This is a genomic window from Lysinibacillus fusiformis, assembly GCF_016925635.1.
GTDB classification, from domain to species: Bacteria; Bacillota; Bacilli; order Bacillales_A; family Planococcaceae; genus Lysinibacillus; species Lysinibacillus fusiformis_F.
On record NZ_CP070490.1, the window covers coordinates 3,651,361 to 3,664,412 of the forward strand.

The window sequence follows — 13,052 nt, forward strand, 5'->3', positions numbered from 1 at the left end:
TTTATTTAAGAATCGAGGTGTTGATGATGTTTGGCAATATAACAGATGTGCCAGGTGTTAAGGTGGGACATCGTGAAAACAAGGAGGGCATCACTGGCTGCACGGCGCTATTAGTGGAAAACGGGGCGGTGTGTGGAGTGGATGTTCGGGGCTCTGCACCAGGTACTCGTGAAACAGACGCGTTAGATCCCATCAATGAGATTGATCGAGTCCATGCCATTTGTTTAGCTGGTGGCAGTGCGTTTGGATTAGACGCTGCTACAGGTGTGATGCAATTTTTAGAGGAGCAAGGGATTGGGGTCGATGCAGGTGTGGCAAAAATACCGATTGTGCCAAGTGCGGTCCTCTTTGACTTATTTATCGGTGATCCGCATGCTCGACCTACTGCACAAATGGGCTATGAAGCGGCACAAGCAGCACAAGTTGGGTTATTTCCAAATGGCAATGTAGGCGCTGGCTACGGAGCAACTGTAGGCAAATTAGCAGGTCCAGCGTTTGCGATGAAAGGTGGGCTTGGTAGTGCTTCCTATGCGGGGAAAGGTGGTCTTGTAGCAGGTGCAATCGTGGCTGTCAATGCAGTAGGAGATGTCAAGGACCCTACGACAAGGCAAATTTTAGCTGGAGCAAGAGATGCGCATTCTGGTCAATGGGTGGATTGCTGTGCCTATCTGGAGGAGCATGCGCAATCAGAGGCATTAGCTGGTACCAATACAACCATTGGTGTGGTGGCAGTGAATGCCAAGCTAACGAAGGCAGAGGCTAAAAAGATTGCGCAGCTTACACAAAATGCCTTAGCACGAACGATTTATCCTGTTCATACGATGCTGGATGGCGATACGATTTTTGTGCTCGGGACGGGCGATCAATCCTATGCACTTGATTATTTAGGTCAACTAGCAACAAAGGTGATGGAGGAAGCGATTCTTGCTGGTATTAAAGCCGCTGATCGATTGGCGGATGTTGAAAGTTATACAAGCATTCAAAAGATAAGCACTTAGGAAAAGGGGGAACGGCCATGCAATGGAAAAAAAGCGGATTGATACTAATAACAGTGTTAATGGCAATCGTTATGGCGGCGTGTTCAAGTGATGGAGAGAAAAATACGACAACTACGGATGGTCAAACGGCAGCAGATGTTCCACAGGAAATTGTTGTACGTGTCAATGATGATCCAGATTTTTTAGATCCACATAAAGCGACAGCGTCCATTTCGTATCAAATGATTCTTAATATCTTTGAGGGGCTAATGGCTCCTGAAACAGATGGCTCGTTAAAAGAGGGACTTGCTGAAAGCCATGAAATCTCTGAGGATGGCTTAACGTATACGTTTAAAATTCGCCAAGGTGTGAAGTTTCATAATGGTGATGACTTAACGATGGAGGATATTCAATATTCCTTTGACCGTTTAATGGGAAAAAATGGTGGGGAAAAAATGTCCAATAGCTTTGATAACGTGGCATCTACAGAGGCACCTGATGCGAGTACATTTGTGATCAAGCTAAAAGAGCCAAATTCAAATTTCCTCTATTCATTAACAGGAAGACAATCAGCTATTATTCCGAAGCGCAATGATGGGAAGCATAATGAAAATCCAATTGGTACAGGCCCATTTGCCTTTGTGAAATATGCACCAGGTACAAATTTAGAGCTTAAGAAAAATGAGCAGTACTGGCAGGAAGGATTACCTTATTTGAATAAAGTAACCTTTGCCTTCCAATCAGATGATCAGGCAGCCATTATGAGCTTGATGGCCAATGAAGTTGATTTAACGAGTGTTCCTTGGCACCGTGTGAGCGAGGTAGAGGGAAGCTATAATTTATCACATCAAAATAATAACTCATCTCTTATTGTGACATTTAACGAAACAAAGGCACCATTTGATAATGTGAAGGTTCGTCAAGCAATCAATTACGCTATTAGTAAAGCTGATATTATTGACTCTGTGTTTGCAGGCTACGCCGTGCCACTTGGCTCTAATATGAGTCCAGCAATGGGCGATTTCCAAAAGAAGGGCTTAGAAAGCATGTATGAGCGAGATGTGGAAAAAGCGAAGGCCTTATTAGCGGAAGCGGGATATCCTGATGGCTTTAAAACAAAAATTACAGTGTCTTCACACAATGATATTTACTCAAACATTGCACAAATTGTCGTGGCTAATTTGCAAGAAATCGGCATTGATGTAGAAATTGAAGTCGTGGAATGGGGAATTTGGCTAGATCGCGTTTACTTTGGTCGTGATTATGCAATGACAACGATTGATTTAACGGGTCGTGCATCTGCTTTTGAAGTGTTGAATGATTACATTTCTACAAATGATAGTGAAAACTTCTTCTTATTTAAAAATGAAGAATACGACAAAATTATGGCCGATGTTTTAAAGGAAACAGATCAAGCCAAACAAATAGATTACTATCATCGTGCACAGGAAATTTTAGCAGAGCAGGCGACAGCGGTATATATTGCGGATTATCAAATCGTTTGGGGCTCTGATAAACAAGTGACGGGGCTGAAGAGCTATCCATTCTGGTTCCACGATATGTCAGAGGTCAAGTTTTCAAACTAGAAAGGGATGAGTGCTTATGATGTATATCCTACGTCGAATCATCCTGTTAATAACAACCATCCTTCTAGTATCCATTATTACATTTGGTGTTTTTCAAATATTACCTGGTGATCCGGTTCGAACGATGCTAGGGACAGAAGCGGATCCCACTCAAATTGAAAATTTACGATCTGAGCTTGGCTTGGATCGTCCTCTTTATGAACAATATGTGGATTGGATGAAGGGCTTATTGACAGGGCAATTAGGGAATTCCATTCGATTTTCCATGCCAGTAAAAGAATTACTATTTGATCGACTTCCTGTCACCATGTCATTAGCAGGGCTCACCCTTATCATTGTCTTAATCATCTCCTTACCTTTAGGGATGTTTGCAGCAAGAAGACAAAATAAATTAAGTGATGTGTCCTTATCGACTGTAACCCAAATCGGTATGGCCGTGCCTTCCTTTTGGCTTGGGATGATGCTTATTCTTTACATTGGCTTACAGTTCAGCTTCTTTAAAATTAGTGGCTATATTCCTTGGACACAAAGTTTAGCAGGGGCGCTCAGTACGCTCATACTTCCAGCTTTAACGATTGCGATTCCCCAAATTGCGGTGAATTTTCGTTATGTCCGTACAGCTATATTGGAGCAGGTCCAGCTCGATTATGTCCGCACAATACGCAGTAAAGGGATGTCTGAACAAAATGTGATGTATAAGCATGTTTTGAAAAATTCAATGATCCCGATATTGACGGTTTTTGGTTTGATTATGGCGGAGGTTGTGGCAGGGACGATTATTGTGGAGCAGGTGTTTTCATTACCAGGGATTGGTCAATTATTGATTACGGCTATCAGTAATCGCGATTTCCCACTCGTACAGGGGATCGTTATGTATATTACAGTAGCTGTCGTCATGATTAATTTTATCGTCGATGTTTTATATTCTGTGTTGGACCCTAGAATTCGATTACGTTAAGAGGTGACTACCATGAAACAACTACAGCGCTATACTAAAAAAATCAATTTAGTCATTGGTCTCCTCGTCATTGTTGGCTTTCTGCTCGTCATGCTTGTTAGCTTTTTTTATACACCCCATGATGTCAACGCGATGAATATACCGGAAAAATTGCGTGGTCCAGGTGGTGCTTATATGTTTGGAACAGATGAATTCGGGCGAGATATTTTTAGCCGCATTATGAAGGGGACACAAACAGCCTTTGCCGTTGGTCTATTAACGGTTGCAATCGGAACGGTGTTTGGCATTCTCATAGGCGGGATTGCAGGCTATGTTGGTGGCTGGGTCGATGAAATATTTATGCGCACGATGGACGCTTTAATGGCCTTTCCAGGGATCATTTTAGCATTAATGCTTGTAGCGGTATTCGGCCCAGGAATAACGAATACAGCCATAGCGCTTGGCATTATCGCGATACCTGCTATTGCTAGGATTGCCCGCAGTGGCTTTGTGCAACAACGTGACTCAGAATATGTGCTGGCAGCGAAATTAATTGGGGTTAAGCCTTATAGCATCATGTTCCGCCATATTTTGCCGAACATTTCATCGCAAATTATTGTTGCGGCAACCGTAACATTTGCGACGGCTATGCTGGCCGAGGCAGCATTGAGCTATTTAGGGCTTGGGGTACAGCCACCAAACCCTAGCTGGGGCAGAATGTTAAAAGATTCACAAGCCTATTTAATCGGTGCCCCATGGTATACGTACGCCCCTGGTGGAGCCATTACGATTCTTGTTCTAGGCTTATATATGCTCAGTAATGCTTTACGAGATTTTATGGACCCACGTTCAAAATCGTAATAGATCAGGTGCTGTTTTTTGCAACAGTTCATATGCCTTAACAGCCATTTCAATATTGAGGCGATGGGGAGCTTGTAAAAAATCAGCACCTAATATACTTTCCAGCCGTTCAATTCGTTTATAGAGTGTTTGACGGACAATAAACAGTTGTTCTGCCGTATCATTTTTAGCCCCATTACAGGTTAGATACACAGCTAATGTTTGAAATAAATCATGGCTACTTTTTTGATCTAATACTAAAATTTCTTGCAAGTAATCTTTTACAAATTGTAGGAGGGCTGTTTGATCCTGCTGTAATAACAATCGATAAACACCTAAATCCTTATAATAGATGGAGCTCGTCAATTGATGATGCTGCATGTGGATGGCTGATTTGGCTTCCTTATAGCCCAGATGAACACTTTCAATCGTTTGATAGACATTGCTAATACCACAGCTAAGGGTAAGTTGCTCAAAAAATTGTGCTGCTTTTCGTGCAACAATCTGTGAAATCGCTTGATCAAAGGCGTCGCGATTGTCTTTCATATAATCTGCCGCAATGTAAAAGGCTAAAATAATAATCTCATGCTGTCTTACAGAAACAGTAGGGAAAAACCCTAGCTTTTTCAGAATCGAACGAACATACATGGCATTTTGGAGCTGTATTTCCTGCCATTCTTCTTCAGGCACAGTATTGGCCTCATCATGTAGATTGAACACGACGACTCGGTAAAATAAATTACGACTTTCGATTGGTAAATAGCTTTGATAGTATTGAATATCTACTGGCTGACCTTGAATTAAGGCTAGGATAAATTCATCCTCACGGCTTTGCTGTCGCTCCTGAAGCATACGGTTACGCATTAAAATATGGGCTATCGACATGGTCGCCCGTTCAAGATTTAACAAGGTGTAATCACTCGGCTTTGGCAGTCCAGAATGCATACATAAATAGCCCCAAACTTGTCCAAGCCCATTAACAGGAATAATGACAAAATGGTCTTTGTCCAAGGACAAAAGGTGCAAGGGCTCTTGTAGTTCTAACTGCTGACAATGCTCTTCCATGACACGTAAGTATTTTTTAGCTTCCATCGGGTAATAAAAGCTTTTTGTATCTTCTGAGACAAATAAAAATGGCGCATCTGCATCTTGGTGGAGCACTTGTAATATTTTTAAAATACCATTGGGCATTAATGATAATTCCATAAAAGTTTTGGATAGTGTATCTAGCTGTGTAAGTGCCTGTTGGTGTTGATTAATTATGTACGTGTGCAAATCTTGCGTAATATCAATAAATCGTACAATTTCTTCAAAGATAATGATAGGGAAATGATGGGCATTTGCCATGGCAATCAATTCTACGGGGACATGGTCAAAATAGTCTCCAATTTCTATACAAAGACCAGCTGCCTCATTACGAATAAGGTTTTGTAAGTAGGCGATTTGTGTTTCTCGTTCTAGCTGTAAACCGACACCGGTGGTTAAAATTAATTCACCACCATTGATCAATGTGTCAAAATCTTTAATTTCTAATATATGTGTCCACAATACTTGTCGATCAAGGCCATGCTGCCCTGCGATAAGCTTCGCCGATTCAAAATGCTTGCGCTTGAGGACATCACGTACGAGTAGAGGATGTTTCGACATCAATTAGCACCTGCCCTTCGAATGTACAATGTCTATTTCATTATGTTAGAGAAATCAGAAAATTTCAATATTAACTAGCTTAATAGGGAAAATGGTGATAGACAAAAAGGCACCGATGATAGACGATTGGAGGTCATGATATGGAGCGAAATGATCAGTTTACACATACTTTACAACAAAAAGATCATGAAAATGTTTGGCATCACATGTCCATGCACAACGACAAAGCACCGCCCATTATTGAACAGGGAGAAGGGGCATGGATTACAGATAGTTTAGGCAATCGCTTTTTAGATGGCATGTCAGGCTTATGGGCAGTGAATGTAGGGTATGGGCGTGAGCGTCTTGCAAAGGTTGCGTATGAGCAGCTGAAAAAGCTCTGCTATGCTCCCCTAACACAAAGCCATGAACCTGCCATCAGACTCGCTGAAAAAATTAACAGCTTACTTGATGATGACTATATGATGTTTTATTCCAATAGTGGCTCAGATGCGAATGAGGTGGCGTTTAAGTTAATACGTCAATACCATCAACAAAATGGGGAAGGGAACCGCTACAAAATCATTGCTCGTTATCGGGGCTATCATGGCAGTTCACTTGGGGCTTTAGCTGCTACAGGACAAGCATTACGTAAATTTAAGTATGAGCCGTTGACACCAGGCTTCTTACATGTTGCTCCACCTGATCACTATCGTCGTCCAAAAGGGCAGTCCATTGAGGCATACAGCTTAGCACTTGCCCGAGAAATGGAAGAAAAGATTATTTGGGAGCAAAAAGAAACCATTGCGGCTGTCATTATGGAGCCACTCATCACGGGTGGTGGAGTGCTTATTCCACATCCAACATATGTCAAAGAAGTCGAGCACATTTGTAGAAAGCATGGGGTATTACTCATCATGGATGAAGTTATATGTGGCTTCGGACGGACAGGTAAGCTATTTGGCCATCAGCATTTTGATATTCGACCAGATGTCATTACCATGGCGAAAGGATTAACGAGTGCCTACCTACCACTATCCATTACAGCTATACGTAAAGAGATTTATGAAAAATTTAAAGAGACGGACGGCTATAGTCATTTCCGCCATATTAATACATTTGGCGGCAATCCGGCAGCTTGTGCAGTGGCCTTAGAAAATATAAAAATCCTGGAAGAAGAAGGACTTGTGCAACGAGCAAGAGATTTAGGAATTCAATTCCTACATGATTTGCAAGACTTATTAGAGCTGCCCTTCGTTGGCGATATACGTGGGCTTGGGTTACTCATTGGCATCGAGCTGGTCGAAGATAAACAATCTCAAACACCTGCCAAGCCTGAGCTTGTAGCGAAAATTATGGCTGATTGTCAAGCAAATGGCTTAATTGTTGGAAGAAATGGTGATACAGTCGAAGGTTTCAATAATATCATTACGTTAAGTCCACCGCTTTGCTGTACAGACGAGGACTTTGACTTTATGGTTGCTGTATTAAAAAGAGTATTTGCAGCCAATGTCTAGCTTAAGGCGATTCCAAGTGTGCGATAAACCACATGGGATCGTCTTTAATACTGTCGTTTATGCCCTTTTTTTACCTCTTCCCAGTCAATTTCGATGTTATGCAACACACGTGTTAGTAGACTGTGAATGCTGTCCATCTCCTCATTGGAAAATCCCTCAAGCGCACGAGCATTGGAATATTCGCCCTCCCGTTTTAAAAAAGGATAGATGTCCATGCTTTTGGCTGTTGGAAAGAGCAATTTATTTTTCTTATTGCCTTGTTCAATCCGTTTTTCAATAAAGCCTTTGGTCTCCAATTTTTGAATAGCCCGTGAAGCCGTTGTACGATCCACCTTTAATAGCTCTGCGACCTTTTCTTGAATAATACCAGGATTTTCACAAATACGGATGACATATAAATATTGCCCCTTCGTCAAATCCAATTCCTTAAATTCAATATTGCTAATCGAGTCCAATGCCCGTGCAATGGCACCTATTTCACGTAAGATTTCTTTCATGTTCGATCCTCCTGAGATTTTTATTGTAATTGCAATAAAAATCGTTCTATACTAATACTATCATCTTCGAAGTGAAATTGCACCTAGGGAAGATGATAAGGCAGGAGAAACTAGGAGGATTAGTTTATGCGTATAAAAAAAGTAACAACTGAAGCGGAATTACAAACAGCGTTCGATTTTCGACGAAACGTTTTTATTGAAGAGCAGCAAGTGCCTGAGGAAGAAGAGTATGATGAATTTGATGCGCTAGATGCTCCATGCGACCATATTTTGGTGTATTACAATGAGCAACCCGTTGGAACAGGTAGACTTCGAGTTGTGGACGGCTATGGCAAATTAGAGCGTATTTGTATATTGGAAGAATACCGCAAATTTGGCCTTGGCAAAGAAGTTATTGTGGGCCTAGAGCAAATTGCACGAGATAAAGGACTAACAAAAGCAAAATTAAATGCCCAGTCCTATGCGGAGGGCTTTTATGAAAAATTAGGCTATCAGCGTGAAGGCGAAGAATTTATGGATTGTGGCATTCCCCATATTCTAATGAAGAAATACTGGTAGTAGATGAAATTACCGTTTTTCACTAACATGCCAGATTAGCGGAATACTTTGTAACTTTTCAATTGTTGCTTGGGTCTACTGCAAAAAGGGGGGGATGTTGTTGAAGAAATGGATATTCCTTTGTACCATGTGTTTGTTGCTGACTGCTTGCGGTAGTCAAGTCATAATCGAATGGGTCGATTTAATCAAATGGGATGGTAAACAATATGAAGCTGTTTATGAAGTAGCGTTAGCCGATCGTTCATTCATTGATAAGGAAATAGGGGAAGTTAATTTTAAAGTGGCTGATCAGATCAAAAGGACCTCCTATCGTTTTAAGGATGGCGATGCAGCCTTTCATGAGAAAGGAACGAAGCTTTATGCGATAAAGGGTCTTGACGATGCCATTGCGGTAGAGGATCAGTCGGTGATTAATGGCTATCGAATTTATATGGTAAGAGATGAGGCGCCGCCACGACGGCATTTTGATCAGGTTCCATTAGCACAAGTGAAGAAAATAGAATTTTACACATTCTCTCTGGAAGAAGGCAATCGAAAAACGGCTAGCTATACAGATCCGTCTGACATGGAAGCTATACAGTCGATTTTAGCCAACAGTAAACTAGCCCCATCCTTTGAACCAAATGGTGATACAAGTCGTTATGATGTACTCCTTTATACAGACGAAGCCATTGCTTTTCAATATGGCATCCAATTTGATGGCACTACTTATTTTTGGTTTCCTTCAGAAAAAGCGATTTTATCGAATGATATACAGCAGTTTATTGCGAAAGATTAGCGTACTTCTCTAAAGAGGCAGTATAATTCCTTCCTACTTTTTGTAATGGTTCAGGCGATAAGGAAGATTAACACTTTAGCAAAATGCTCCAATTAAAGAAAGCTGCCCAATCTAATTAGGCAGCTTTCATTTATTTTTCCTTTACAACTGTACCAGCAAAGCTGTCATGAGGAAGACGTTGTCCATGCTGTTGCTCAAAGGCTTGGCGATCTTTTAGATAATCAAACGTACTGATGGTGTCTCGATAAGCCATGCGTTTCATAATTTGCCCTTCTGTTAATGGACGACCATCTTCATTTTCAAGTGTTAATCCCATTGCTTTGTAGCCAATGGTTTGTCCATTTTTACGAAGTTGTGCATATTCTAGTGCCCACAATACGACAGTTGGCGTAACAAGTGCATGAACAGCCTCATTTTTTACTTTTTTTCGTAGGAAATGTTCAACACCAAACGTGACAGCCGTTGAAATAGCTGTATCGATTAAAAATGCTGCTGTGCGTTTTTTTGTTATCGATTCCATATAAGTCCTCCTTTAATTGACCTGTCACTAGTACATACGAACAATAAGGACAAAAAGTTTCGATTTATCCTAGATTCATATCTAATGAAAGTACAGGATAGGAGGGAATCGCCCCATGCTTGGTTGTCGAAATGCCTGCATAACGGTTTGCAAAAGATAGCAGTGACATCGCATGCTGCTCACAATGGGCTACCACATAATCCAATGATAGTTCATGATGGAGAAATTGACTTAAAATAGCGCCTATAAATGCATCACCAGCCCCAGTTGTATCAACGGTTTGTACCTTATCAGCAGGAGCCTTCACATGATGCTTCTTCGTATATAAAGTAGCCCCAGCAGCGCCATGTGTAATGATGATGATGGCTACATGCTCCTGGAATAATGTTTGGACAGCCGCCTGTTCATCTTTTAGTGCAGTTAAAAACAATAGCTCTTCCTCTGAAAGCTTGACAATATGGGCTTTAGGTAAGAAGGCTAAAATGGTTTCACGACACGCAGCCTCATCCTGCCATAAAGGAAGGCGCACATTCGGATCAAAGGATACGAGGCTCCCTGCTCGATGTGCCTGCTCAATAAAGGCAAGATGTGCTTGCTTCATAGGACTCCCCACAAGATTAACAGAGCAAAAGTGAACGATATCTTGCGCTGTTAATAGCTGTGAGGGGAGGTATTCCTGTTTGTACAAGAGATCTGCAGCATGTCGGCGATAAAATTGAAAATCTCGATCGCCATGTTCGTTTAATGAAACAAAAGCAAGACTTGTCTCGCCATCCGTTGTTTGACGAATAAACTGCGTATCTACACCTGCTTGCTGCAACGTTTTAATCAGGAAATCACCAAAGGCATCCTGACCAACTTGTGTGAGAAGAGCTGCCTGTTGACCTAGCTTTGCACAGACAGCGGCTACATTGGCAGGGGCTCCTCCTGCATGTTTAGTAAAATGCTCGATATTGGCAAGGGAGCCGCGTTGCTGTGTCGGTGTAAAGTCAATTAATAATTCCCCAATTGTGAAGAGCTTGCCCATTATGAGACCTCCTGTGGTAGCCGCTTTTTCTTCGGAACATAAATCGTATAAAAAATACCAGCAAAAATGAGAAGGATCCCCATCGTTTGCATAAAGCTTGGCATAAAATCAAGCAGTAGCATATCTAGTAAAATGGCGACAACAGGGTCGACGAAAACTAATACGGATACAAGAATGGTAGAAAGACTGCGTATACTATCAAAAAATAAATAGTAAACAAATCCTGTATGAATAAAGCCTGTACCAAGTATATAAAACCAATTGCTTGTCGTTAATCCATCAAACAGCGAGAAGTCGATAAAAGGAAGTAGTATCACGATTCCAACCGTTGTTTGAATATAGGTTAACGCATAGGAGCTAAGCTTCGTAATGGTTTTGCTTGTTAGCATGGTGAGGGCATAAAATACTGCTGACAGTAATGCCCAGACAAAGCCAGATTGCATAAACTCTGATAACGACACAAAATTATTGAGACCAATGATAAAAATACTACCGATAAAGCAAGTGATTGTTGCTACAAGTGCCTGAATGGTCATTTTTTCCTTCAAAAAAACAGCGCCTAAAATTAACACAAATATAGGGGCTAAATTATAGATGGAAATGGCAATTGAAATGGACATTTCTTCAAAAGCTTTAAATAAAAATACCCAGTTTAACACAATAAAGACACCGCAAATAAGTGTTTGGAGAATTTCTTTCTTATCCCAAACTTCTGTTTTATGTCCACCCGTGATGAGCCACATGCCACCTAGAAAGAGGGTTGCGCAAATGCATCTAACAAAGACAAGCTCTGTAGCGGGAACACCAGTATGAACGGTAAAAAAGCCGATGGAACCAAACAGCGCCATGGAGACTGTTAGTTTAATGATTGCTGAGATGTTCATACGAAACCTTCCTTCTATTTTTTATTAAACTATTAAGTAAGAAAACCATCTATTCACGAGTTTGGCCATTGCCATGAATAACATATTTTGTTGATGTTAATGCAGGCAAGCCCATTGGCCCACGGGCATGTAGCTTTTGCGTACTAATGCCGATTTCTGCTCCATAGCCAAATTCAAAGCCGTCCGTGAAGCGGGTAGAGGCATTATGATACACTGCCGCCGCATCGACATTGTTTAAAAACGTCTCGGCAGTTAATTGATCTTCTGTAATGATGGCCTCAGAATGATTCGTCCCAAAGTAATGAATATGCTCAATAGCTTCATAGACATTCTCTACCAATTTAACACTTATTTTTAAGTCAAGGTATTCTGTCGCATAATCATCCTCCGTAGCTGGAAGGGCAGCTTCAAAACGCTGACATACTTGGTCATCACCAATGATCGTTACGCCTGCGTTGTGAAGGGACGTTAAAAGCTGGCCACCGTGTTCCTTAAACCAAGCAGGGTGAATGAGTAAGCTTTCTGCTGCATTACAAACAGAAGGACGCTGTGTTTTAGCATTCAGACAGATTTTTTCTGCTTTTATGTAATCCGCCATTTGATCCACGTAAATGTGACAGTTGCCCGCACCTGTTTCGAGTACAGGGACAGTCGCTTCATTGACAACTAAATCAATCAGCGCTTTGCCACCACGAGGAATAAGTACATCTAAGTACTCTTTTAAATGAAATAGTTCTTTAGCTGTTTCGCGGCTTGTATCCTCAATTAATTGCACAGCATCGGTAGGGATGGATGTTTTAGCAAGGGCGCGATGAATACTTGCGACAAGAGCGATATTTGAATACTTAGCGGAGGAGCTTCCGCGCAAAATGACTGCATTGCCCGTTTTCAGAGAAAGTGTCGCTGCATCGACTGTGACATTTGGTCGAGCCTCATAGATCATACCGATGACACCAAGCGGCACGATTCTTTTTTCAATGCGTAGACCGTTGTCTTTATCAATACGTTCAACAATTGTGCCTACTGGATCGTTTAAGGAGATGAGTAAATGAATGGCATCTGCCATTGCCGCTATACGCTCTTCATTGAGCATGATGCGATCCAACGTAGAAGCAGGCATGCCTTGTTGCTCACCCTGTGCCAAATCCTTGGCATTTTCAGCCATGATGTCATGCTGATCGATTAATAGCTGTTCAGCAATTTTTTTCAGTGCTTCATTTTTTTCGCAGGTCGTTTTAATATTTAACACGTAGCTTGCGGCCTTAGCGCGTTGTCCTTTTTCTTGAATTTCATTTGTCATTTGTC

At 41.4% G+C, this 13,052-nt stretch carries 13 protein-coding genes; 7 read left to right on the forward strand and 6 right to left on the reverse strand.

Annotation, left to right across the window (positions count from 1 at the left end; translation table 11 throughout):
* The first annotated feature begins 26 nt into the window (after positions 1–26).
* Genes JTI58_RS17675 through JTI58_RS17690 form a run of 4 tightly spaced genes read left to right on the forward strand, consistent with a single transcriptional unit; the run spans position 27 to position 4,361 of the window.
* Entirely contained in the window at positions 27–998 is a 972-nt protein-coding gene (locus tag JTI58_RS17675; RefSeq protein ID WP_205442620.1) for a P1 family peptidase, read from the forward strand.
* Between the two features lie 17 nt (positions 999–1,015).
* A complete protein-coding gene (locus JTI58_RS17680; protein WP_205442622.1) occupies positions 1,016–2,563 on the forward strand; it encodes an ABC transporter substrate-binding protein in 1,548 nt (515 codons plus the stop codon).
* A gap of 16 nt (positions 2,564–2,579) precedes the next feature.
* Entirely contained in the window at positions 2,580–3,521 is a 942-nt protein-coding gene (locus JTI58_RS17685; RefSeq protein WP_205442623.1) for an ABC transporter permease, read from the forward strand.
* Positions 3,522–3,533: 12 nt separating this feature from the next.
* On the forward strand, positions 3,534–4,361 hold the full coding sequence (locus tag JTI58_RS17690) for an ABC transporter permease (protein ID WP_205442624.1): 828 nt from the start codon (positions 3,534–3,536) through the stop codon (positions 4,359–4,361).
* Here the strand turns inward: JTI58_RS17690 and JTI58_RS17695 are convergent.
* Complete coding sequence (locus JTI58_RS17695; RefSeq protein WP_205442625.1) at positions 4,350–5,987, reverse strand: PucR family transcriptional regulator; 1,638 nt, start codon at positions 5,985–5,987, stop codon at positions 4,350–4,352. The two genes, JTI58_RS17690 and JTI58_RS17695, sit on opposite strands and share 12 nt — an antisense overlap.
* A 140-nt stretch (positions 5,988–6,127) precedes the next feature.
* On the opposite strand from JTI58_RS17695, the gene JTI58_RS17700 reads away from it, so the two are divergent.
* Positions 6,128–7,483 carry an aspartate aminotransferase family protein gene (locus JTI58_RS17700; protein ID WP_205442626.1) on the forward strand — a complete coding sequence of 452 codons (1,356 nt, stop codon included), beginning with the start codon at positions 6,128–6,130 and terminating at the stop codon, positions 7,481–7,483.
* 44 nt (positions 7,484–7,527) lie between these two features.
* On the opposite strand, the gene JTI58_RS17705 is transcribed toward JTI58_RS17700, so the two are convergent.
* Complete coding sequence (locus JTI58_RS17705) at positions 7,528–7,980, reverse strand: MarR family winged helix-turn-helix transcriptional regulator (protein WP_205442628.1); 453 nt, start codon at positions 7,978–7,980, stop codon at positions 7,528–7,530.
* A 126-nt stretch (positions 7,981–8,106) separates the two neighbouring features.
* On the opposite strand from JTI58_RS17705, the gene JTI58_RS17710 reads away from it, so the two are divergent.
* Together JTI58_RS17710 and JTI58_RS17715 are read left to right on the forward strand one after the other, a co-directional pair.
* Positions 8,107–8,538 carry a GNAT family N-acetyltransferase gene (locus JTI58_RS17710; protein ID WP_205442629.1) on the forward strand — a complete coding sequence of 144 codons (432 nt, stop codon included), beginning with the start codon at positions 8,107–8,109 and terminating at the stop codon, positions 8,536–8,538.
* Between the two features lie 94 nt (positions 8,539–8,632).
* Complete coding sequence (locus JTI58_RS17715) at positions 8,633–9,316, forward strand: hypothetical protein (protein ID WP_243456102.1); 684 nt, start codon at positions 8,633–8,635, stop codon at positions 9,314–9,316.
* A 130-nt stretch (positions 9,317–9,446) separates the two neighbouring features.
* Here JTI58_RS17715 and JTI58_RS17720 read toward each other — a convergent pair whose 3' ends face one another.
* The 4 genes from JTI58_RS17720 to JTI58_RS17735 form a co-directional block, all read right to left on the reverse strand.
* Entirely contained in the window at positions 9,447–9,836 is a 390-nt protein-coding gene (locus JTI58_RS17720; RefSeq protein WP_205442631.1) for an RDD family protein, read from the reverse strand.
* Between the two features lie 64 nt (positions 9,837–9,900).
* A complete protein-coding gene (locus tag JTI58_RS17725) occupies positions 9,901–10,863 on the reverse strand; it encodes a carbohydrate kinase family protein (RefSeq protein WP_205442632.1) in 963 nt (320 codons plus the stop codon).
* Positions 10,863–11,747 carry a DMT family transporter gene (locus JTI58_RS17730; protein WP_205442633.1) on the reverse strand — a complete coding sequence of 295 codons (885 nt, stop codon included), beginning with the start codon at positions 11,745–11,747 and terminating at the stop codon, positions 10,863–10,865. Before JTI58_RS17730 ends, JTI58_RS17725 begins: the two co-directional genes overlap by 1 nt.
* 49 nt (positions 11,748–11,796) lie before the next feature.
* Positions 11,797–13,047 carry a glutamate-5-semialdehyde dehydrogenase gene (locus tag JTI58_RS17735; protein ID WP_205442635.1) on the reverse strand — a complete coding sequence of 417 codons (1,251 nt, stop codon included), beginning with the start codon at positions 13,045–13,047 and terminating at the stop codon, positions 11,797–11,799.
* Positions 13,048–13,052: the final 5 nt, after the last annotated feature.